Raw genomic sequence first — 22,206 nt, forward strand, 5'->3', positions numbered from 1 at the left:
AGAACGCCGCAAGTGACTGCTTAAGCAGGCATATACGGCGTCCCAACGGACATCAGGGGTGATATCCCCACTCCGGCGCTACGGCAGCTCCTCGGCGTCCGGAAGGTCCTCCAGTTCCGGGGTCGGCGCGCCCCCCTCGCCGCCCTCGACGGCCGCCTCCGAGGCCCCGGGCCGCGCCGGACCCGCCGACCGCCGCTCGGCGGCCCGCTCCGCTTCGGACACCGCGGTCTGCGCCTGGGCCTGCAGCCCGGAGCGCTCCAGGAACCGCAGCAGTTCGACCGGGAAAGGCAGGACAAGGGTGGAATTCTTCTCGGCGGCGACCGCCACCACGGTCTGCAGCAGCCGCAGTTGCAGCGCCGCGGGCTGGTCGGACATCGCCTCGGCCGCCTCCGCCAGCTTCTTGGACGCCTGCAGCTCGGCATCGGCGTTGATCACCCGGGCCCGCCGGTCCCGGGTCGCCTCCGCCTGGCGGGCCATCGACCGTTTCATCGTCTCCGGCAGCGAGACGTCCTTGATCTCCACCCGGTCGACGGTCACCCCCCAGCCGATGGCCGGGCTGTCCATCATCAGCTCCAGGCCCTGATTGAGCTTTTCCCGGTTGGACAGCAGGTCGTCCAGTTCGCTCTTGCCGATGATCGACCGCAGTGAGGTCTGCGCCATCTGCGAGACCGCGAAGCGGTAGTCCTCGACCCGGATGACCGCGTCGGCCGCGTCCACGACCTTGAAATAGACGACCGCGTCGACCCGGACGGTCACGTTGTCCCGGGTGATGCCCTCCTGGGCGGGCACCGGCATCGTGACGATCTGCATATTGACCTTGCGCATCCGGTCGATGCCCGGAACGATCATGGTGAATCCGGGCCCGCGCACCTCGGAGGCCAGCCGCCCCAGCCGGAGCACCACACCCCGCTCGTACTGCTTGACCACCCGCGCCGCGGCCACGAGGTACACGGCGCCCACGGAGGCCAGCGCCACCCCGGCCGTCACCAGTTCTTCGACCATCACGGCTCCCTGACATGTGCCGCACGCCGTCCGAATCGCGCTTTTTACCATGGTATGCCCGGCCAGGGGAGGCGGGCGAGAAGGCTCACACCGGGCGCGAGCGGGCACGAGCGGGCGCGACGGAGCCCCCGTCCACCGGTGGACGGGGGCCCTTGTGCCGCCGGAGCCGGTCCGGCGATAGGTACGGTTGCCCCGCCGTACGGGTCCCGGTGCGCGCGGACCGGTCCGTACGACGTCAGCCGGCCGGTATCAGTAGACGCTCACCCCGTAGGCGCTCAGCGCCTCGGTGACCGGCTGGAAGAACGTGGTGCCGCCGGACGTGCAGTCGCCGCTGCCGCCGGAGGTGAGGCCGAGCGCCTTGGTCCCGGAGTAGAGAGGGCCGCCGCTGTCGCCGGGCTCGGCGCAGACGGTGGTCTGGATCAGCCCGGAGACGATGTCGCCGCCGCCGTAGTTGACGGTGGCGTTCAGCGCGGTCACCTTGCCGCTGTGGATGCCGGTGGTGGAGCCCCGGCGGGTGACCGTCTGGCCGACGGAGGGGGTGCCGGCGCTGGTGATGTCCTGACTGCCGACCGTGCCCTCGTGGGAGACCGAGCCGGTGTACTTGATGATGCCGTAGTCGTTGCCGGGGAAGCTGCTGCCCGTGGTCGGGCCGATGCTCGCACCGGAGCCGTTGGTCCACGGCGGATTGCCGTCGGTGCAGTGACCGGCGGTCAGGGCGTAGTAGGTGCTGCCGCTGCGGACGTTGAAGCCCAGCGAGCAACGCCAGCTGGGGGCGTAGATGGCGTCGCCGCCGGAGATGAACTTGCGGAAGGTGCCCGCGATCCGGTCGATGCGGACCGCATCGGCGTTGCTGCCCGCGGCCCGCTCGATCCTCGCGATCTCCGCCTGGGAGACCGTGCGGTCGGCGGTGACGACCAGGGTGTGGGTCTTGCTGTCGACCCGCCAGGCGGTGCCCGCGACATCCGCGCCGCGTACCGCCTGGCCGGCGGCGGTGAGCTGGGTGGCGCTGAACGTCCTTGCGGGGGCGGGGTTTTGCGCATTGGCGGTGGGGATGGCGATGGCGCCGACGGCCACCAGTCCGGACGCCACGGCGATCAGCCGGGTGCGTCTCGCCATGCCGCTGCGGGGGGTGGTGCGCTCGTTCCTCACTGATTCCTCCGAGGGGGATCGGGGGGCCGCCGGTGGGCAGCCCGTGAGGCGCAGCCGAAGGGCACGCAAGAATCCGCACGTTCATTTTCGACGTGCCCCTGACAAGCGCTGAGCGGAGTTTCGGGCGCACCGCCCCCGCAGCGCAAGAGGGCCACACGATTGTCTTGTGCCGGATACACGTGCTTCATGGCCGCCCCGCCCGCAACACTCCGCCCCGGCAGCCTCGTTGACGGCTGCCGGGGCGGCGCTGACCCCCTCGGTCGGGGGTGGGACGGATCGGCGGACGACGCGGTTCCGCTCCCCGGCCGGCGAAGCGACGGGCACACAGGGGCCGGGCGGCGGGGAAGGCCGGCGGACCAGGAGGAGACAGGGGATGCGGCCGGGGGTCCTCATGACCGCCGCTCCTTGCCTGCGGGGCGTGCGGGCGACGGCGGGGAGCGGGCCGGTCCGCCCGGCGGCGGGCCCGACGTGGGACGGTACGGCGAGCGCGCCGGGTCCGGGGCGGGCGAAGCCGTCGACCGACCGCGCGGGGCGGGCTTCGAGACGACAGCCGGGCACCGGCCCCTCGACCCTGAGGACATCCGAGCCTGCCATCCTGTCGGCATCCGAGCCCTCGGCCCTGCCCGCGTCCGGCCCTCCGCCCCGCCGGCATCGCGGACCGACCCGCCGGAGGTCCGCCGATCCGGGGCGTCGAACACCGGGACATGTGCGCTGGTCCCGCCCATGAACCTACCCGCCGGTCCGGTCCGCCTCCCGCTGACCGCTTCCCGTCAACGGAGGGTCAGGTACCGACCGTGAGGTTCTTCATACTGTCAGTTTCCTTACGGGGCGCATAAGGTGATGACGCGCCACCCTCTTTGCACCAGATGTGTCACGAACCCCCCGTGCGGCGGCTATCCACTTGGCACACTGTCGGCCTGATGGACGACGATAGGGGTACACACACAGACACCGCGGGTGAGAGGAGGCGTCAATGGGATCGGTGCGCAAGGCGAGCGCCTGGCTTGGCCTCGTCGACGACAGTGATGACGAGCGCTACTACGACGACGACTACGCCGAGGGACCCGATGCCGGCGACTCGGGTGACAGCCCCTGGGTCACCGACCCCCGGGTCCGGGTGGCCGACGAGACCGCCCAGGACCAGGGCACCCGCATCGCCACGGTCACCCCGGAGAGCTTCCGGGACGCCCGCGGCATCGGCGAACTCTTCCGGGACGGCGTGCCGGTGATCGTCAACCTGACGGCCATGGAGCCCTCCGACGCCAAGCGGGTGGTGGACTTCGCGGCCGGTCTGACGTTCGGCCTGCGCGGTTCGATCGAGCGGGTCGCCACCCGGGTGTTCCTGCTGACCCCCGCCGACTACCAGGTCGTCAGCGGCGAGGCCCGCGGCCACCGCAACGGCGGTTTCTTCAACCAGAGTTGAGCGCGACCCGCGTGCTTCCGGCCGGGGGTCCGGGGGTTCGCGGCGGCAGCCGCCGGTGTGCGGGCCCCCGGATCACGCAGCGACCCGGGTCAACGGGCGAGGCCGCTCACCGGAAGGCGTCCAGACCGGTGAGCGCCTTGCCGAGCACCAGTTGGTGCATCTCGACGGTGCCCTCGTAGGTGAGCACCGATTCCAGGTTGGTCGCATGCCGCATGACGGGGTACTCCAGCGAGATCCCGTTGGCCCCGAGGATCGTCCGCGCCGTACGGCAGATCTCGATCGCTTCCCGCACGTTGTTCAGCTTCCCGAAGCTGATCTGCTCGGGGCGCAGCCGCCCCGCGTCCATCCGCAGCCCCAGATGATGGGCCAGCAGGATCCCCTTGTGCAGTTCGACGGCCATGTCGGCGAGCTTGGCCTGGGTGAGCTGGAAGCCGCCGATGGACTTGCCGAACTGCTCCCGCGTCTTCGCGTAGTCCAGCGCCGCCTCGAAGCTGGTGCGGGCGGCCCCCATGGAGCCCCAGATGATGCCGTAGCGGGCGTGGCTGAGGCAGCCGAGCGGACCCCGCAGCCCGGTGACCTCCGGGAGCACCGCGTCGGCCGGCAGCCGTACGTCGTCCAGGACGAGTTCGCTGGTCACCGAGGCCCGCAGGGACCACTTGTGCTTGATCTCGGGGGCCGAGAACCCCGGGGTGTCCGTGGGGACCAGAAAGCCGCGGATGCCGTCGTCGGTACGGGCCCAGACCACCGCGACGCCGGCCACCGAGCCGTTGGTGATCCACATCTTGCGCCCGTTGAGCACCCAGTCGCCCCCGCTCCCGCGCTTGGCGTGGGTCCGCATCGCCGCGGGGTCGGAGCCGTGGTCGGGCTCGGTCAGACCGAAGCAGCCGATGGTCTCGCCGGCCGCCATCCCCGGCAGCCACCGCTGCTTCTGCTCCTCGGAGCCGAAGCGCCAGATCGCGTACATGGCGAGCGAGCCCTGGACGGAGACCAGCGAGCGGATGCCGGAGTCGGCGGCCTCCAGCTCCAGGCAGGCCAGGCCGTACTGGACGGCGGAGGCGCCCGCACAGCCGTAGCCGGTCAGGGACATCCCGAGCGCGCCCAGGGAGCCGAGTTCGCGGGCGAGTTCACGGATGCCGGGCAGTTCGCCGCGCTCGTACCAGTCGGCGATGTGCGGCAGCACGCGGCCTGTGGCCCACCCCCGGACGGTGTCCCGGACGGCACGGTCCTCGTCGGTGAGCAGATCGTCGAGGCCCAGCGGGTCGCCGGGGTCGAACGGCGGGACCGCCGAGGACGCCGAGGACTTGGCGGACGGCTTTGCGGGCATGACGGGGCCTCCGGCGGGTTCAGCGCTGGCGCGAAAAACTAGCAGCGGTAGTTATTCGCTCCCGACGGTACGGCCCGCGGTGCCGCCCGGCAAGGGTCACCGCCGCGCGGCGGGGCAGGCACGCGCAAGGCCGGTCAGGCACGCGCAAGGCGGGGCGGCGACGCCCGGAGGGAGAAGCGCCGGTCAGCGGCCGGAGCTTGCGGGGGCGGGCTCACCGCTGCCGCGGCCGGCACCGGCCGTGCCGTCGCCCGGAGCAGGCTCCCCGTCCGCTTCCGCCCGCTCCGTGGACTCCGCCGCCCGGCGCGGCAGCCGCAGCGCGATCCCCGCGCCGACCAGCAGCAGCACGGCGCTGGCGACGAGGGTGACGTGCAGCCCGCGGACGAACGACTCCCGGGCGGCCTCACGCAGCACCGCCCTGGCGCCCTCACCCAGGCCGGCGGCCACCTTGTAGGCCTCGCCGAGGGAGTGCGCGGCCGAGGCGGAGGCCCGCCCGGGGACGCCGTCCACATGCGCCAGGCCCGGGGCGTAGGCGGCGTTCATGACGCTGCCGAGCAGGGCGACACCGATGCCCGCGCCGAGTTGGTAGGAGGTCTCCCCGATCGCGGCGGCACCGCCGGACTGTTCGGCGGGCGCCTCGCTGAGCATCGACTCGTACGCCCCGAACAGCGTGGACTGGAATCCGAAGCCGAGCAGGACGAAGCCCGTGGACAGCAGCCACGGGCGGTCCTGGCTGCTCATCGCGGTCAGACAGAGCACCGCGACGGCGGTCAGCACGAAGCCGAGGGAGACCATCGCGCGGGGGCCGAGGGCCTGCAGCATCTTCGAGCCGGTCAGGCCGGCGGCCATCGCGGCGAAGACCAGCGGCAGCATCCGCAGGCCGGTCTGCAGCGGGCTCAGCCCGAGCACGAGCTGGAGGTACTGGACGGCGATCAGCTGCAGGCCCACCAGGGCCAGCATGGCCAGCACGATGCAGCCGACGGAGGTGCCGAAGGCGGGCCTGACGAACAGCCGCATATCGATCAGCGGGTGCTCGCGCCGGCGCTGGCGGCGTACGAACAGGACCAGCAGCAGCACGCCGAGGACGATGGGCAGGAGCGTGGTCGGGCCCAGCACGGCCGCGCCGCTGCCGATCCGCTTGACGCCGAGGACGATGCCCAGCACACCGAGCGCCGCGACGATCGCGCCGACCACATCCCAGGGGCCGTTGCGCTCCCCGCGCGACTCGGGCAGCAGCCACCGGCCTATCAGCAGCATCGCGGCCATCATCGGGATGTTGATGAGGAAGACCGAGCCCCACCAGAAGTTCTCGACGAGGAAGCCGCCGAGGACCGGGCCGACCGCGGCGCCGACCGCGGCCACCGCACTCCACACGCCGATGGCCACCGCACGCTCGCGCCGGTCGGGGAAGACCTGCCGCAGGATCGACAGCGTGGCCGGCATGATCATGGCGCCGCCGATACCGAGCAGGGCGCGGGCCACCATCAGGATCTGCGGGTTGGGCGCGAGCGCGGCGGCGGCCGAGGCCAGGCCGAAGAGGCCGTAGCCGAGCAGGAGGATGCGGCGGCGGCCGACGCGGTCGCCGAGGGTGCCGAAGAGGATCAGCAGTGAGGCCGCGATGAGCGGGTAGACGTCGACGATCCAGAGGAGTTCCACCGGGCCCGGTCGCAGGTCCTCGGTGACGGAGGGCACGGCGACGTACAGGATCGTGGTGTCCAGTGCGACGAAGAGCAAACTGACGCAGAGCACGATCAGTACGGTCCAGCGGTTCGCGCCGCCGCCTGTGAGCCGGGGAACACCAGCCGTCCGTCCACTGCCGGACGCGGTCGTCCCGGACATGCAGCACCTCCAGTCATGCTCTCGCGGCCACGGATCAGGGCGCGAAAACGCCCCGGTGGAACCGGCGGCACAAGCGAGTAGAGACGTCAGACTACGCGAGTCCCGGTGGGTGCCGCGTGGCTCACCTCACGATGAGACGCTCATCGCAGCGCCGTGCGTTCCCCACCCCGCCGTCGGCAATCGTTCTTCGGCCACCTGGATAATCTTCCGGATGAACGATCTTGCCTCCGCGGCCGTTCCCGGCCGGCCCCTGTGCGACGTCCCCGCCGCACGGGCCGCGCTGCGCCGGGCCGCGCCGGCGCTGGCGGCCTTCGCGGCGATCCGGCTGCTGGGTCTCGTCGTCCTCGGGGTCTGGTCCACGGTCAACGGCAAGGACTGGCACACGCTGCTGGCCGCCCGCTGGGATGCGCTCTGGTACACCCGGGTCGCCGAACAGGGCTATGGCTACACGGTGCAACTGCCGCACGGAGAGGTGCACTCCGACCTGGCGTTCTTCCCGCTGCTGCCGGCTCTGGAGCGGGGGCTGTCGGCCCTTGTGCCGCTGTCGCCCGCCGACGCCGGGCTGGTGGTGTCCTGGCTGGCGTCGCTGGCCGCCGCCTGGGCGCTGTACGCGACCGGCGAGCGGCTGCACGGGCACCGGGCCGGGGTCGCCCTGGCGGCACTGTGGGCCGCGGTGCCGGTCGGGATCGTGCAGTCGATGGCGTACTCGGAGTCGCTGTTCACCGCGCTCGCGGCCTGGGCCCTGTACGCCGCGCTGACCGGACGCTGGGCGTGGGCGGGGGTGCTGGCCTCGCTGGCCGGTTTGACCCGGCCGGTGGGTGCGGCGGTGGTCGCGGCGGTGTGGGTCACCGCGGCGGTGACGCTGCGGCGGCAGCGGGCCGGCGGCGTACGGGGGCGCGCGGCGCTGCGCGCGCGGCCGGGCCTGCTGCCCGGCGTGCTGCTCGCCCCGCTCGGCTGGTGCGGCTACTTCCTGTGGGTGGCGGCGCGGCAGGGCTCGCTCACCGGCTATCTGGACGTCCAGGAGGGCTGGGGCAACGGCTTCGACGGGGGGATCGCCTTCGGTGCCTTCATCGGGGACCAGCTGTCGGGGCCCTCGTTCGCGGCCGGACTCGGGCTGCTCCTCGGCGTCGGGCTGGTGATCTGGCTGTATCTGTGCGGCGTACGGCAGGGCCAGCCGCTGCCGCTGGCGGTCTACGGCGGCACGGTGCTGCTGCTCGCACTGGCCGCCAAGGGCTACTTCGGGTCCAAGCCGCGGCTGATGCTGCCGGCCTATCCGCTGCTGCTGCCCCTGGCGGCCGGACTCGCGCGCCGGCACCCGGTCCGGTCCTGGCTGCTCGTCGGCCTGGTGGCGGCCGGCTCCGCGGCGTACGGGGCGTTCTGGCTGAACGGTTCGGGCCCGCCGTGACCCCTGGAAACCCCTCGCGGCAACCCTTCGTAACCGATCGAACGCTTTCCGTGACACCGCTTCGGGGGACGTCGCGCGCCCCCGGGCGACGGGCGGATAAACTCTGCCGGAGAAAAGCAGATAAGGCGCTCATGGTGACGACACGCGGACCCCGGGAAGCGATTGAGAATCGCCGGGAATTCACCGCCAAATCCCAGCTCCGAAGCCTCGATTGAGACACATTCCACATCACATCGTCATTACAAAGCGCACAGTTTGACCAAGCACCTACATCACACGCGGTAACGTCGATTGAGTGCGTACCGATGACAAGCTCGACCAGATGGAGGAGCAGCGCCCGACCGATCGCGTCCGACCGCCCAGCATGACCCGGACCCGCCTGTGGCTGTTCTGGGGAACGCTGGCTGTGTACCTCGCGATCGTGGCCGGGGTGCTGGCCACCTCCTGGCTGGTCACGTTCGACTGGCAAGTCATGTTCTTCAGGCCCTACAAGCAGTGGCCACAGATCCATGCCTTCCTCGACTACTTCGTTGTACTGGGGCAGCGCGGACCGACCGCGGTGGCGGTGGCGGCATGGCTGGGCTGGCGCTGCTGGCGCCAGCGCAACCTCCACCCGCTGCTGGTGCTCGGCGCCTCGCTGCTGCTGCTGAACATCACCGTGGGCGCCGCCAAGCTCGGCATGGGGCGGCTCGGCCCGCACTACGCGACGGTGGTCGGCGCCAATGAGATGGGGCTCGGGGGCGACATATTCCCCTCGGGTCACACCGCGAACGCCGTGGTCACCTGGGGTGTGCTGGCCTACCTGGCGACCACCTCGCTGCGCCGCCGCACGCTGTCGGTGATCGCCGCGCTGGGCGCGCTGGGCGTCGGCATGACCACCGTCTACCTCGGCACCCACTGGGTCAGCGATGTGCTGCTCGGCTGGGCCGCGGGGCTGCTGGTACTGCTGGCGATGCCCTGGCTGGAGCCCGGGATCACCTGGTTCGAGGACCGCCTCATGGGCATCCTGCTGCGGCTGTGGCTGCGGCTGCGCCCCGATTCGCTGCGCGGCCCGCTGCCGGTCGGCTCGCTGGCTCCCGGGGTGTCCCGGCAGCGCATCGCCCCCGATGGCGAGGTGCTCGTCCGCGAGACGATCTCCGCCGGTTCGGGCGGCCGGTCCGCCGCCCACACCCCGGACGCCTGGCCGCACCACCCCTCGCGCCCGTACACCATCCGTTCGGAGCGCGCCCCGGTCACCCCTGCGGGCAGCCGGCGGCCGCCGCACGCGGACCGTTCGCGCACCACGCCGCTCAGCCCGATCTCCGGGCGCGGCCGGAACGCGAACGGCTGAGCGCAGCGCAGGCAGCGGGGCCGGTACGCACACCCCCGCCCCGCAGCGAAGGCCCCGGCCGCTCCCCTCGGAGGGAGCGGCCGGGGCCTTCGTCGTACGTACGGCGCTCAGCCCTGCCAGGTGCGGTGCACCGTGCCGTCCTTGACCTCGAAATTGAGCCGGCCGGCCAGGTACTCCATGGTGATGATCGCGCCCGGCGGCAGCGAGCGGACCGTGCTCCAGCCGCGCCCTCTGGCCTGCTCTTCGGCGTCCTGCTGGGCAAGGCCGGCATACGCCTCGATGTCGTCCTGAGGGTTGTCCGGAAGGTTCGGTACGTCAGCCATGACAGCCACCGTAGGCGTCCGGGGCGGCCCGCGGAAGTCCGGCCCTCGCACACCTCGGTGACCTCCGGGTCCGGCCTTGGTCACACTTGTGTCACAGCGAACACTGGTGCGTTTGCCGGAACTTCCGTCACCCGTACGCGCCGTGTGACGGCGCAACCGGGTGGAAAATTAAGCAAGCGCAATTCCGCCTTGATCAAATGCGAAACGGAATGGGTCACTGGGCGCATAGCGGCAAGCCGTCCGAAAATAATCCCCCGTAAGTTTCGGATTACCCGCGCCAGACGCTCTTTATCGGCCGCCGGGAAATTGTCCAACGAGACACACTCCGCACACATTTCCCGCACATCGCCCCGCTTGCCGCCTCCGTGCCGCCCCGGCACCGTCCACCGGGCCGTCCACCACGCCGTCCACCGGACCGCCCGATCCCACCGGAACGGACCGGAGCGCCACCTCGCTCTGCGCCCCCCGCGCGAGCATCATGTGCCGGGCCCAGTACACCTTCGACGAACGAGGTGCAGCGGATGGTTACGGACACCGGCCAGGCGGACCTGCGGCCCCCCAGGGCGCGGCGCCGCGGGTCGGTGCTGGTCGACTGGCTGACGACCACCGACCACAAGAAGATCGGGCACCTCTACCTGATCACCGCGTTCGGATTCTTCCTGGTGGGCGGCCTGCTGGCGCTGGTGATGCGCGCCGAACTGGCCCGTCCGGGGCTGCAGATCATCGACGCGGAGCAGTTCAACCAGGCGGTGACCATGCACGGCACGATCATGCTGCTGCTCTTCGCCACCCCCGCATTCGCCGGTTTCGCCAACGAGATCATGCCGTTGCAGATCGGCTCGCCCGATGTGGCCTTCCCGCGGCTCAACATGTTCTCGTACTGGCTGTTCCTCTTCGGCGGCCTGATCGTGCTGGGCAGTTTCCTCACGCCGTACGGGGGCCCGGCCTTCGGGTGGACGGCCTACGCCCCGCTGAACTCGATGGTCCGCTCCCCCGGCGTCGGCGCCGATATGTGGATCATGGGGCTGGCGCTGGCCGGCTTCGGCACCATCCTCGGTGCCGTCAACTTCATCACCACGATCATCGTGCTGCGGGCGCCCGGGATGACGATGTTCCGGATGCCGGTGTTCACCTGGAACATCCTCTTCACCTCGGTCCTGGTGCTGATGGCGTTCCCCGTGCTGGCGGCGGCGCTGCTGGTGCTGGAGGCGGACCGGCAGTTCGGGTCGGTGGTGTTCGAGGCGCAGTGGGGCGGTGCGCTGCTGTGGCAGCACCTGTTCTGGTTCTTCGGCCATCCCGAGGTGTACATCATCGCGCTGCCGTTCTTCGGCATCATCACGGAGATCATCCCGGTCTTCTCCCGCAAGCCGATCTTCGGCTACGTCATGCTGATCGGGGCGACGATGGCCATCACGGCCCTGTCGGTGATGGTCTGGGCGCACCACATGTTCGTCACGGGGGCGGTGCTGCTGCCGTTCTTCTCCCTCATGTCGTTCCTGATCGCGGCGCCGACCGGGGTGAAGTTCTTCAACTGGATCGGCACCATGTGGCACGGCTCGGTCTCCTTCGAGACGCCGATGCTGTGGTCGATCGGATTCCTGGTGAGCTTTCTGTTCGGCGGGCTGACCGGCGTCATCCTCGCCTCCCCGCCGATGGACTTCCACGTCACCGACTCCTACTTCGTCGTCGGCCACTTCCACTACGTCGTCTTCGGAACGGTCGTCTTCGCCACGTACGCGGGCTTCTACTTCTGGTGGCCGAAATTCACCGGCAAGATGCTCGACGAGCGGCTGGGAAAGATCCACTTCTGGACATTGTTCGTCGGCTTCCACACCACCTTCCTCGTCCACCACTGGCTGGGCGTGGAAGGCATGCCGCGGCGCTATGCCGACTATCTGGCCGCCGACGGCTTCACGGCCCTGAACACCCTCTCCACCGTCGGCTCCTTCCTGCTCGGCCTGTCCACGCTGCCGTTCCTCTACAACGTCTGGAAGACCACCCGCCACGGCGTCCGGATCACCGCGGACGATCCCTGGGGCTTCGGCCGCTCCCTGGAGTGGGCGACCTCCTCGCCGCCGCCGCGGCACAACTTCACGACTCTTCCGAAGATCCGTTCCGAGGCCCCCGCCTTCGATCTGCACCATCCGGAGGTGGGGAAGCAGCCGACGGCGGCGCCGCCAGTGCCCCGGAGAGCCGGTCCCTGATCTCCCGTATGCGGTCGAGCAGTTCCGGCGGCTCGCGGACCTCGAAGTCGAACCCCGTCAGCACGATGTGGAGCACCATCAGCTCCAGGCTGTGCGCCCCCGTACGCAGCAGACAGGACCGCTCGTCGACGGCTTCCAACGTCCCTGCGGCCGGGCCGATGCGCTCCGCGGCCCGCTCCAGCGGGGCGTGCAGCAGCACGGTGGCCTGCCGGGCGTAGACCCGGGTGGAGATGCCCCGGGAGACATACGCGGCGAGATCCGGGGCCGGCGGTGGGCGGGGCGTGAAGCGCGGCCCGTGCGGCGGGGTGGGGGTGAGGCGGTCGACCCGGTAGGTGCGCCAGTCCGCGCGGTCCACGTCCCAGGCGACGAGGTACCAGTGGCGCCGGGCGCAGACGAGGCGGTGCGGCTCCACGATGCGGCGGGAGAGCGTGCCGTCGTGGGTGGTGTAGTCGAAGCGGAACCGCCGGCAGTCGCGGCAGGCGTGCGCGAGCTCGGTGAGGAGGTTCGGGTCCACCCGCGGGCCCCCGCTGCCGGACAGCGGGACCGTGAAGGCGTTCAGCGCACCGACCTGGCGCTGCAGCCGGTGCGGCAGCACCTGCTCCAGCTTGGCCAGCGCGCGTACGGAGGACTCCTCGATGCCCTCGACGCCGCCGACCGCGGCGGTGCGCAGTCCGACCGCGACCGCCACCGCCTCCTCGTCGTCGAGCAGCAGCGGCGGGAGCTCGGCACCGGCGCCCAGCCGGTAGCCGCCTGCCGTCCCCGGCGCGGAGTGCACGGGGTAGCCCAGCTCGCGCAGCCGGTCGATGTCCCGGCGCACCGTGCGCGGGGTGACGTCGAGCCGGTCGGCGAGCTCCGCGCCGGACCACTCCCGGTGGGCCTGCAGCAGCGAGAGCAGGCGGAGCAGACGTGCCGAGGTCTCCAACATGGCCCGAGTCTCGCAGCCTTTGCGGACAGCCGCGGTCCGCAATGCGTCAGTGGGACCGCGGGTGCGGCTCCGTCAGCTCTCGGCAGGTCCCGCGACCCGGACGGCCAGGTCGTTGTCGAGCGTGTAATAGGGGCCGATCCGCAGCTGTTCCGCCGCGGCCGGCACCGGCAGCGCGGGGTAGCTGAAGACCTGCTTCTTGTCGGCGACATCGTCCAGCAGGCGGGCTATACGCACCGGCCGGGCGCCCTCGGCGGGGCGCAGCCACAGGTCCCAGGGCTCGCTGCCCTGCTGCCACCGGCCGGCCAGCTCCTCGTAGGGCAGCGTGAAGGTGAACCGGGAGCCCTCGACGGTCAGCGGGACGGTGACCGTGGCCGGTGCGGCGTCCGGGGAGGCAGGGGCGCGGCGCGACCGTGCCTCGGCGTGGGCGCCGGAGCCCGGCACGGTGCCGTAGAGCCGGCCGGAGACCGTCATGCCGTCGGGCGCGACAAGGATGTCACCGGCTTCGGCGTGCGGCCCGCGCAGCCAGCTGCGCAGCGCGAGGTTGCCGAACTTGGTCGCGTACGGGATGCGCACACCGAGCCGGCCGATGCCCGCCAGCGGCCTGCGGTCCACCAGTGACCGCAGGTCGTTGACCCCCGGCAGCAGGCGTCGCGGGTCCCGGCCGTCGCCGAGGTCGGCATAGGCGTTCCAGCGGCCCTCGGCGAGGGAGACGGTGCTGGGCAGCACGGCGCGCAGGCGTCCGGCGCCGTTCGGGCCGAGCGGCAGCCGTACCTCGTCGTCCGCGCCGTCGCCGCCGCGCAGCCGCAGCACCAGCGCCGCGCTCCAGGCGGTGGGGGTGTCCTGGGGGACGTTCAGGTCGAAGGTGAGGCCGCCCGCGGAGTCCGCGATGCAGTCGGCCCGCAGTTCCGCCGGCTCCGCCGCCGTCCCCCGCTCCCCCGTCCGTTCGGGGCCCGGGGTGTGCGCACTCACCGGAACTCTGGGTTCCTGATCGATGGCGGAAGACTCCTTCATCTCATCTCCGGTCACGGTCAGTTGGCTCGACGCCGTCATACCGTCCGCACCCCTCTCATCGCGGCGCGGGCCGCATCCTTGGTGGCGTATGCGCCGCCGAGCAGGGCTCCCCGGGCGCGATGCAGGCTGCCGCGCAGCCGGTGGCCCCGCCTGCGGGCGAGCAGTTCGGCGAAGAGCCCTTCATGGCGTTCCGCGACCGTGGCGGGGTCGAAGCGGGCCGACGAGGCCAGCGCGGCCCCGCCCATCCGCTTGCGGGCGTCGTCGTCGTTGATCAGCGTGAGCAGCGAGCCGGCCAGCGCCTCGGGATTGCCGACCGGGACCAGCTTGCCGTCCACCCCGTCGTCGATGATCTCGCCGGGGCCGTGCGGGCAGTTGGTGGCGACGACCGGCAGGCCGCAGCGCATGGCCTCGACGATGGTCATCCCGAAGGACTCCAGGCTGGAGGAGACCGCCGCGATCGAGCCCTTGGCCCACTCGGGCTCCAGGGGGTTGGCCGGGCCCATCAGGAAGACGTGGTTGTACAGGCCGAGTTCGTCGATCAGGGCGCGCAGCGCGGCCTTCTCGGCGCCGCCGCCGTATATCCGCAGCCGCCAGTCGGGGCGCTCGGCGGCGACGTGGGCGAAGGCCCGGATGAGGACGTCATAGCGCTTGACGCGGGTGAGCCGGCCGGCCGCGACGACCCACTTGCCGCTGCCGTCGGCGGGCGCGAGGGCGGACGCCGGCACGCTGTTGGGCACCGACTCGACCCGCACACCGGGCAGCCGCAGCGTGCGGCGGTAGGCACGGGCATCGGCCTCGGTGACGGTGGTGACCGCGTCGAGGCGCGGATAGGCGCTGCGCAGCGCGAGTTTGAGCGCCCGGCTGTGGGTGTCCAGGGTCAGGTGCTCCTGGCCTATCCGGACCGGGCCGCGGCGCGCCTGCTTGGCGATGTGCACATTGAGGCCGGGCCGGGTGCCGACCACCACGTCCGTCTCCATCCGGCGCAGATGCTGGGCTATCCGGCCGTCGGTGAGCTCGCTGTACTGGCCGAACCGGTTCTCGGCGGCGGGAAATATCCTGGCGGGGCGGGCGTGCGCGGGGTCCGCGCCCTCGTAGGCGGGGCTGTTCTCCCTGAGGTCCACGAGATGCCGCAGCGCGACGCGCGGGCCGAGGTCGAAGACCGGGTCGTCACGGTGGCGCAGTACGGACACGATCTCGACGTCGTGCTGCTCGGCGAGCGTGCGCGCGAGGTTGAACGTCGTCCGGATCGTCCCCCCGATGCCGTAGGCATTATGAATCAGGAATGAGATGTGCATCCGTCCCCGTGTCCCCTGGTCTTTCGTTCCGGTCTCCCCGTGGGATGCGTCGCGCCCCCCTCCCGACGGCGCGACGCTTCCCCCTGCTGAACGGTAGGACCGCGAAAACGGGTTCCTGGTTGGCCCTTTCGCCAAGTTGTTCCGCAAAAGTTAGGTCATCGGTAGCCGGGTCATGGAACCTCCCGACCCCGGATCGCCTCCGCTCCCGCCGCGGCGCTCCTGCTGCCGAACTCCCGCCGGTCAGTCGTCGCGAGCCGGACGGGAGTGCTTCTTCGGCGCCTCAGGGAGCCGCAGCTCGATGCCGGCCGGCAGCTTGCCGGGATCCGGTCCGATGGTCGAGCGGTTGGCGCTGTACAACGCCCGCCAGCCGCCCTTCACCTGGTACTTCTCGGCGATCTCGCCGAGCGTCTCCCCGCGCCGTACGACATGGGTCCGCGCTGGGGCGATCAGCCCGTAACGCCGGGCGCACACCGGCCAGGCGCCCCACCCCTGGGCGGCCTGCACCCGCTTCGCGATCTTGATCTGGTCCTTGCGGGTGGCGAGATCGGCCCGCTCCGCGAAGTCGAGGCCGCCGAAGGCCTCCCAGGTGGGCTGCCAGAACTGCAGCCCGCCGTAGAAGGTGTTGCCGGTGTTGATGTGCCAGTCCCCGCTGCTCTCGCACTCCGCGAGGCACCCCCATGGCCACTGGTCGGCAGCGCAGGCGTGCGTGGCCTTGCCGCCGGGGCCGCCGCCGGTACCGTCGGCGGCGGCGTCGCCGGGCAGGCACAGCACCAGGGCGGCGGCCGCCGCGGTGAGCAGCCCGACGGATCCCACGAAGCGCCGAGGCGCCGAAGAGTTGTCCGACATAGCCGGTGACGGTAAGCAGCCGTCGGCCGCTGACCAGCGCGCCACGCCCTCAGGCCCACGCCCCCACCCGGTCCGGTGTACGGAACACCGCCGACTGCACCAGGTTCTGCGCAAGAGTTGGCGTTATGTGACCGCTTCTGGGACGCCTTTCCACGGTTTTCCGCTGTGCGGGGATTGGTTCGATTCCGTTCCCGCCCTCGCGTGACTCCTGCCGCAGGTCACCCGTTGTCCTTGTACGAGCCGGGAGACCACCCGGCAGACGCACAGAGATCGAGGAGCCACCCGTGCCGCGCATGCTCGACGTCAGCGACGACGTTCGCGCCGAGATCGGCGACGAAGAAGCCGACCGCCTGCTGGCCGGTGGCGACGCCCCCGGCAGCTACGACTGCACCTCCTGCCGGACCCCCGGAGACAGCGAGCAGGAGCGCACCAGCACCGTCCTGTTCGTGGGCGAGGAGACCGCGGTGCTCGCGTTCGCCCATGCCACCTGCATCCCCTCGCAGGTCGTCCCGGTGTCGGAGGAACAGCTTCAGGGAGCCGTGCGCTCCATCACCGGCGAGGACGCCGCCGCCCCCGAGGCTCCCGCACCGGCCGTCCCGCTCCCCACCACCCCACGCCAGGCGACCCTCGGGATCACCTGCGGTCTGGTGCTGGTCGAGGGCGACCTGCGCCCGGCCCTGGTGGTCGAGCCGGACGGGCCGATCGCCCGCCCCGGCTCGGTCGGCCCGGACGACGACTTCCTTCCGTTGCTCCTGGAGCAGGGCTTCCATCCGGTGACGGACATGAACCAGCTCCCCGGCCCGAACCCGGGCTGGTCCGCGCTGCTGGCCATGGGCAAACTGCACGCCGTCCTGCAGCCGGGCAGCGCCGGCCAGCAGGCGGCCTGGTGGCAGGCCCACCAGCCGCTGGCCGTCTCCGACGGCTGGCGCGCCGCGGCCAACAAGGCACAGTCGGTGCTGATGTACGCGGCGCCCGCGGGCTCCATCGGCCACCAGCCCCGCGAGGACCTGATGCGCGAGGCGCTGGAGAAGGCCGCGGCCAAGGGCACCCTGGTCGCCGCGGAGATGCCGCTGGCCGGCACCTGACGGCCCCGGCACCCGATCGCGGGGGCGCGACCGCCATTCCGGACGGTCACGCCCTCGCGATCAGCCATTTCCGCACGAAAGCCGCATCCCGCGGCCGTCGAGGTCGTTGGCACAGACGTGCACGCATACGACCCCTCCTCCCGCGCCCCGTACACCCACCCGATCCCCGGCATGCGTCCGTCCTACGAACACCGGACGACGCACACCACGGACCACGGTTCGGCCACGCCGATCTATGACGCGCTGTACGCCGAGTACCGCCGCGCCTTCCGGGCCCTGCCCGGGGACCGTACGGACGAGCCGGAGCTCCCGGAGTCGCTGCGCGGTGCCGTGAACTGGAGCCGTACGGCGGCGTCCGCGGGCCACTGGGAGGTCGTGAGCCGGCAGCCGTACCACCCGCGGGGCCATGTCCCGGCGGCGCTGCCACCGGCGCAGCGGGACGCCCGGCCGCACGGACACTGAGCCCTCCGCGCGGCCCGGGCCGCCGCTACTTCTTCCTGCTGCGCTTCTCGCGCACCCGCACGGAGATGTGGATCGGCGTGCCGTCGAAGCCGAACTCCTCACGCAGTCGCCGTTCGACGAAGCGGCGGTAGCCGGCCTCCAGGAAGCCGGAGGCGAACAGGACAAAGCGCGGCGGCTTGGTGCCCGCCTGGGTACCGAAGAGGATGCGGGGCTGCTTACCGCCCCGGATCGGGTGCGGGTGGGAGGCGACGATCTCACCGAGGAAGGCGTTCAGCCGCCCGGTGGGGATGCGGGTCTCCCAGCCGTCCAGCGCGGTCTCGATCGCCGGGACCAGCTTCTCCATGTGCCGGCCGGTGCGCGCGGAGACGTTCACCCGCATCGCCCAGGGGATCTGCACGAGGTCCCGCTCGATCTCCCGCTCCAGGTAGAAGCGGCGCTCCTCGTCGAGGGTGTCCCACTTGTTGTAGGCGATGACCAGGGCGCGTCCGGCCTCCACGGCCATCGTGACGATGCGCTGGTCCTGGACGCTGATGGATTCGGACGCGTCGATCAGGACGACCGCGACCTCGGCCTTCTCGACGGCCGCCGCGGTGCGCAGCGAGGCGTAGTAGTCGGCGCCTTCCTGGAGGTGCACCCGGCGCCGGATACCGGCGGTGTCCACGAACTTCCAGGTCTTGCCACCCAGTTCGATCATCTCGTCGACCGGGTCGCGGGTGGTGCCGGCCTGCTCGTTGACGACCACCCGCTCCTCGCCGGCGACCTTGTTCAGCAGCGACGACTTGCCGACGTTCGGCCGGCCGATCAGCGCGATGCGGCGGGGGCCGCCGAGGGCGGCGCCGAAGGTCTGCGAGGGGGCCTCGGGCAGGGCGTCCAGCGCGGCGTCGAGCATGTCGCCGGTGCCGCGGCCGTGCAGCGCGGAGACCGGGTAGGGCTCGCCCAGGCCCAGCGACCACAGCATGGCGGCGTCGGCCTCGCCCGACGGGCCGTCGACCTTGTTGGCGACCAGGACGACGGGCTTGCCGGCCCGGCGCAGCAGCTTGACGACGGCCTCGTCGGTGTCGGTCGCGCCGACCTTGGCGTCGACGACGAAGACCACCGCGTCGGCGGCCTCGATGGCGAACTCGGCCTGCATCGCCACGGAGGCGTCGATGCCGAGGACGTCCTGCTCCCAGCCGCCGGTGTCGACGACCTTGAAGCGGCGGCCGTTCCAGTCGGCCTCGTAGGTGACGCGGTCGCGGGTGACGCCCGGCTTGTCCTCGACGACCGCTTCCCGGCGGCCGATGATGCGGTTCACCAGGGTCGACTTGCCGACATTGGGGCGGCCGATGACGGCGAGGACGGGCAGCGGGCCGTGGCCGGCCGCGGCGATGTCGCCCCCGACCTCCTCGAGGTCGAAGCCCTCCTCCGCGGCGAGCTCCATGAACTCCGCGTACTCGGCGTCGCCCAGCGCACCGTGCTCGTCGCCGGCGGGGATCTGGTCGTTCATGAAGTCCGTTCCTCGTTCATCATCGTGATCGGTGGGCCGCTCGTCCGCGGCCCACTACTCAAGTCTGTTCAGCGCCCGGTCAGGCGCCTGGCCTGTGCCAGGTGGGCGGTCAGCCGCTCCTGGATCCGTACGGTCGCCTCGTCGAGCGCCTTACGGGTGCGCCGCCCGCTCCCGTCGCCCGCCTCGAAGGCGTCCCCGAAGACGACATCGACGCGGGAGCGCAGCGGCGGCACGGCCGGCGTCAGCCGGCTGTGCCGCTCCGTGCTGCCGAGCACCGCCACCGGCACCACCGGGGCGCCGGAGCGCACCGCGAAGTACGCCAGGCCCGCCCGCAGGGAGGCGAAGTCGCCCTCGCCCCGGGTGCCTTCCGGGAAGATCCCCAGCACTCCGCCCCGGTCCAGTACCCCGAGGGCGTCGGTGATCGCCTTGCGGTCGGTGGTGTCGCGGTCCACCTTCAGCTGCCCGATGCCCCGCAGGAAGGGGTCCAGCGGGCCGACGAAGGCTTCCTTCTTGATCAGGAAGTGCACCGGACGCGGCGCGGTGCCCATCAGCATCGGGCCGTCGATGCCGTGTGAGTGGTTGACCGCAAGGATCACCGGGCCGGCCGAGGGCACCCGCCAGGCGCCCAGTACCCGCGGCCGCCACAGCCCGTACATCAGGCCGATGCCGATCCGGCGGCCGACCGCGGCGCCCGCCTCGCTCGGGGCCCCGCCGCTTTCGGTCACCGGGCGACCCGCCCTGCCTTCTCGGCGCCGGCGCCCTCGATGAGGGTGACCACGCACTCGATGACCTGCTCCAGCGTCAGCTCGGTGGTGTCGACCTCGACGGCGTCGTCCGCCTTGGCCAGCGGGGAGGTCTTGCGGCCGGAGTCGGCGGCGTCCCGCTTGATCAGCGCCTCGCGGGTGGCGGCCAGGTCGCCGGCCTCCTTGCCCTTGAGCTCGCCGCTGCGGCGGGCGGCCCGCGCCTCGGGGGAGGCGGTGAGGAAGACCTTGAGGTCGGCGTCGGGCAGGACGGTGATGCCGATGTCCCGGCCCTCGACGACGATGCCGTTCGGCGCCTCGGCGGCGATGCTGCGCTGCAGATCGGTGATCAGGGTCCGCACCTCGGGCACGGCGCTCACGGCGCTGACCGCGGCGGTGACCTCCTGGGTGCGGATCGGGCCCGCGGCGTCCAGGCCGTCGACCGCGATGGTCGGGGCGGCCGGGTCGGTGCCGGAGACGATCACGGGCTTGGCGGCGGCGTCGGCCACGGCGGTCGCGTCATCGACGTCGATGCCGTTGTTCAGCATCCACCACGTGATCGCGCGGTACTGGGCGCCGGTGTCGAGGTAGCCGAGGCCCAGCTTGGCGGCGACGGCCTTGGACGTGCTGGACTTGCCCGTGCCTGCGGGGCCGTCGATGGCGACAATCACTGCTGCCGGGGCGGTCCGGGCGGCGGTTTCCACGGTGACGAACACCTTTCTTGTACACGGGGCGGGGGTCCAAGGCCACAATGGCCTCGGACAAGGTTACTGGCTCACCCGCACGGCGCCGTCCACGGTGTCATTGCCGGATCGACCAGCCCCGCTCGCGCAGCTCCGCGGTCAGCCCCGGAACGGCCTGCGGCTCGACCATGAGCTGGATGAAGCCGGCCTGCTGGCCGGTGGCGTGCTCGATGCGGACGTCCTCGATATTGACCCCGGCCCGGCCGGCGTCGGCGAAGATCCGGGCCAGCTCGCCCGGCTGGTCGCCGATGTGCACGGCGACGATCTCATAGGTGGCCGGGGCGGCGCCGTGCTTGCCGGGCACCCGCTCCCGCCCGGCATTGCCGCGGCGGAGCACGTCCGCGATGCCTCCGGCGCCACCGCCGCGCTTCGCGTCGTCGGCGGACTCCAGGGCGCGCAGGGACCGTACGGTCTCGTCCAGGTCGGCGGCGATCTCGCCCAGCACATCGGCGACCGGGCCCGGATTGGCGGAGAGGATGTCGATCCACATCGCCGGATCGGAGGCCGCGATCCGCGTCACATCGCGGATGCCCTGGCCGCAGAGCCGTACGGCGGTCTCGTCGGCGCCCTTGAGCCGGGCGGCCACCAGGCTGGAGACCAGTTGCGGGGTGTGCGAGACCAGGGCGACGGCGCGGTCGTGCGCGTCCGCGTCCATCACCACCGGGACGGCCCGGCACAGGGCGACCAGCTCCAGTGCGAGATTGAGCACCTCGGTGTCGCCGTCGCGGGTCGGCGTGAGCACCCAGGGCCGGCCCTCGAAGAGGTCGGCGGTGGCGGCCAGCGGGCCGGAGCGCTCCTTGCCGGCCATCGGGTGGGTGCCGAGGTAGCCGGACAGCTCGCAGCCCATCGCCTCCAGCTCGCGGCGCGGGCCGCCCTTGACGCTGGCGACGTCGAGGTAGGCGCGGGCCACCCCGCGCCGTATGGCATCGGCCAGCGCCGCCGCGACACGGGCCGGCGGCACGGCCACGATGGCCAGATCGACCGGGCCCGGGGGCGCCTCGGCGGAGCCCGCGCCGAGCGCGGCGGCCGTCAGGGCCTGGGCCTGGTCGTGGTCCTCCAGGAAGACCTGGACGCCGCGGGCGCTCAGCGCCAGTGCGGCGGAGGTGCCGATCAGGCCCGTTCCGATGACGAGTGCGCTCCTCACTGCGCGATGTCCTTTCGCAGCGCCCCGGCCGCGCCGAGGTAGACATGGGCGATCCCGGCCTTGGACAGATCGGTCTCCACGTGGGCGAGCACCCGCACCACGCGCTCCATGGCGCCGGTGATGTCCAGCTCCTGGGCGCAGATCAGCGGGACGTCCGTGATGCCCAGGGCGCGCGCGGCGGCGGCCGGGAAGTCGCTGTGCAGATCGGGGGTGGCGGTGAACCACACACTGATCAGGTCGTCCGCGCGCAGGCCGTTGCGTTCGAGGACAGCGGTGAGCAGTTCGCCGACCTGCTGCTGCATATGCTCCGCGTCGTCCCGCTCCAGCTGGACGGCCCCGCGGACCGCTCGTACCGCCACGTCACTGCTCCCCTTGCGTCCGGTGCCGCGTCACGCACCTGTGCGCGCACTGATCAGCGTAACCAGCCGCACCGGCAATCCGTGCGCGGTGCCCGGCCCGCGGACCGTACGCGA

At 71.8% G+C, this 22,206-nt stretch carries 20 protein-coding genes; 6 read left to right on the forward strand and 14 right to left on the reverse strand.

Going from position 1 to position 22,206, the window contains the following annotated elements; translation table 11 throughout:
* Positions 1–78: 78 nt before the first annotated feature.
* Both ACGFR7_RS23125 and ACGFR7_RS23130 read right to left on the reverse strand, forming a co-directional pair.
* Positions 79–1,002 (reverse strand): slipin family protein, encoded by a 924-nt coding sequence (locus tag ACGFR7_RS23125; RefSeq protein WP_393322300.1) that lies wholly within the window; start codon positions 1,000–1,002, stop codon positions 79–81.
* Positions 1,003–1,251: 249 nt separating this feature from the next.
* Positions 1,252–2,151 carry a S1 family peptidase gene (locus ACGFR7_RS23130; RefSeq protein ID WP_393322302.1) on the reverse strand — a complete coding sequence of 300 codons (900 nt, stop codon included), beginning with the start codon at positions 2,149–2,151 and terminating at the stop codon, positions 1,252–1,254.
* Positions 2,152–3,124: 973 nt separating this feature from the next.
* Between ACGFR7_RS23130 and ACGFR7_RS23135 the strand changes: the two genes are divergently transcribed.
* Positions 3,125–3,574 (forward strand): cell division protein SepF, encoded by a 450-nt coding sequence (locus tag ACGFR7_RS23135; RefSeq protein WP_393322305.1) that lies wholly within the window; start codon positions 3,125–3,127, stop codon positions 3,572–3,574.
* A gap of 106 nt (positions 3,575–3,680) precedes the next feature.
* Here ACGFR7_RS23135 and ACGFR7_RS23140 read toward each other — a convergent pair whose 3' ends face one another.
* On the reverse strand, positions 3,681–4,898 hold the full coding sequence (locus tag ACGFR7_RS23140) for an acyl-CoA dehydrogenase family protein (protein ID WP_393322308.1): 1,218 nt from the start codon (positions 4,896–4,898) through the stop codon (positions 3,681–3,683).
* Between the two features lie 183 nt (positions 4,899–5,081).
* Positions 5,082–6,734, reverse strand: a complete 1,653-nt coding sequence (locus ACGFR7_RS23145; protein ID WP_393322311.1) for an MFS transporter — start codon at positions 6,732–6,734, stop codon at positions 5,082–5,084.
* Between the two features lie 211 nt (positions 6,735–6,945).
* On the opposite strand from ACGFR7_RS23145, the gene ACGFR7_RS23150 reads away from it, so the two are divergent.
* Positions 6,946–8,139 (forward strand): glycosyltransferase family 39 protein, encoded by a 1,194-nt coding sequence (locus ACGFR7_RS23150; RefSeq protein WP_393322314.1) that lies wholly within the window; start codon positions 6,946–6,948, stop codon positions 8,137–8,139.
* Between the two features lie 295 nt (positions 8,140–8,434).
* Positions 8,435–9,469 carry a phosphatase PAP2 family protein gene (locus ACGFR7_RS23155; protein WP_393322317.1) on the forward strand — a complete coding sequence of 345 codons (1,035 nt, stop codon included), beginning with the start codon at positions 8,435–8,437 and terminating at the stop codon, positions 9,467–9,469.
* Between the two features lie 107 nt (positions 9,470–9,576).
* Here ACGFR7_RS23155 and ACGFR7_RS23160 read toward each other — a convergent pair whose 3' ends face one another.
* Positions 9,577–9,792: an I78 family peptidase inhibitor gene (locus ACGFR7_RS23160; RefSeq protein ID WP_350250135.1), complete on the reverse strand. Its 216-nt coding sequence runs from the start codon at positions 9,790–9,792 to the stop codon at positions 9,577–9,579.
* A gap of 521 nt (positions 9,793–10,313) precedes the next feature.
* Between ACGFR7_RS23160 and ctaD the strand changes: the two genes are divergently transcribed.
* The gene (gene ctaD / locus ACGFR7_RS23165; protein ID WP_393322320.1) at positions 10,314–11,996 is read left to right on the forward strand and encodes a cytochrome c oxidase subunit I; all 1,683 of its coding nucleotides are present in this window, start codon (positions 10,314–10,316) and stop codon (positions 11,994–11,996) included.
* Here ctaD and ACGFR7_RS23170 read toward each other — a convergent pair.
* From ACGFR7_RS23170 to ACGFR7_RS23185, 4 genes are all read right to left on the reverse strand, one after another.
* On the reverse strand, positions 11,884–12,921 hold the full coding sequence (locus ACGFR7_RS23170) for a helix-turn-helix transcriptional regulator (RefSeq protein ID WP_393322322.1): 1,038 nt from the start codon (positions 12,919–12,921) through the stop codon (positions 11,884–11,886). The genes ctaD and ACGFR7_RS23170 overlap by 113 nt on opposite strands.
* 72 nt (positions 12,922–12,993) lie before the next feature.
* Positions 12,994–13,971, reverse strand: a complete 978-nt coding sequence (locus ACGFR7_RS23175; protein ID WP_393322325.1) for a hypothetical protein — start codon at positions 13,969–13,971, stop codon at positions 12,994–12,996.
* A complete protein-coding gene (locus ACGFR7_RS23180; protein WP_393322327.1) occupies positions 13,968–15,227 on the reverse strand; it encodes a glycosyltransferase family 4 protein in 1,260 nt (419 codons plus the stop codon). Before ACGFR7_RS23180 ends, ACGFR7_RS23175 begins: the two co-directional genes overlap by 4 nt.
* Before the next feature lie 240 nt (positions 15,228–15,467).
* Entirely contained in the window at positions 15,468–16,073 is a 606-nt protein-coding gene (locus tag ACGFR7_RS23185) for a transglycosylase family protein (RefSeq protein WP_393322329.1), read from the reverse strand.
* A gap of 284 nt (positions 16,074–16,357) precedes the next feature.
* On the opposite strand from ACGFR7_RS23185, the gene ACGFR7_RS23190 reads away from it, so the two are divergent.
* Positions 16,358–17,158 (forward strand): hypothetical protein, encoded by an 801-nt coding sequence (locus ACGFR7_RS23190; RefSeq protein WP_393322332.1) that lies wholly within the window; start codon positions 16,358–16,360, stop codon positions 17,156–17,158.
* A 117-nt stretch (positions 17,159–17,275) separates the two neighbouring features.
* Positions 17,276–17,620 (forward strand): hypothetical protein, encoded by a 345-nt coding sequence (locus tag ACGFR7_RS23195; protein ID WP_393322335.1) that lies wholly within the window; start codon positions 17,276–17,278, stop codon positions 17,618–17,620.
* Between the two features lie 25 nt (positions 17,621–17,645).
* On the opposite strand, the gene der is transcribed toward ACGFR7_RS23195, so the two are convergent.
* The 5 genes from der to aroH all read right to left on the reverse strand — a co-directional run bounded on the left by der (position 17,646) and on the right by aroH (position 22,092).
* Complete coding sequence (gene der / locus ACGFR7_RS23200; RefSeq protein ID WP_393322338.1) at positions 17,646–19,106, reverse strand: ribosome biogenesis GTPase Der; 1,461 nt, start codon at positions 19,104–19,106, stop codon at positions 17,646–17,648.
* A 68-nt stretch (positions 19,107–19,174) separates the two neighbouring features.
* The gene (locus tag ACGFR7_RS23205; protein WP_393322340.1) at positions 19,175–19,831 is read right to left on the reverse strand and encodes a lysophospholipid acyltransferase family protein; all 657 of its coding nucleotides are present in this window, start codon (positions 19,829–19,831) and stop codon (positions 19,175–19,177) included.
* A complete protein-coding gene (gene cmk / locus ACGFR7_RS23210; RefSeq protein ID WP_393322343.1) occupies positions 19,828–20,562 on the reverse strand; it encodes a (d)CMP kinase in 735 nt (244 codons plus the stop codon). The genes ACGFR7_RS23205 and cmk overlap by 4 nt, the downstream gene beginning before the upstream one ends.
* 85 nt (positions 20,563–20,647) lie before the next feature.
* Entirely contained in the window at positions 20,648–21,733 is a 1,086-nt protein-coding gene (locus ACGFR7_RS23215) for a prephenate dehydrogenase (protein WP_393322344.1), read from the reverse strand.
* A complete protein-coding gene (gene aroH, locus ACGFR7_RS23220; protein WP_311625737.1) occupies positions 21,730–22,092 on the reverse strand; it encodes a chorismate mutase in 363 nt (120 codons plus the stop codon). The genes ACGFR7_RS23215 and aroH overlap by 4 nt, the downstream gene beginning before the upstream one ends.
* Between the last annotated feature and the right edge of the window lie 114 nt (positions 22,093–22,206).

Origin of the sequence: Streptomyces sp. NPDC048516, assembly GCF_043199875.1 — a bacterium.
Lineage (GTDB): Bacteria > Actinomycetota > Actinomycetes > Streptomycetales > Streptomycetaceae > Streptomyces.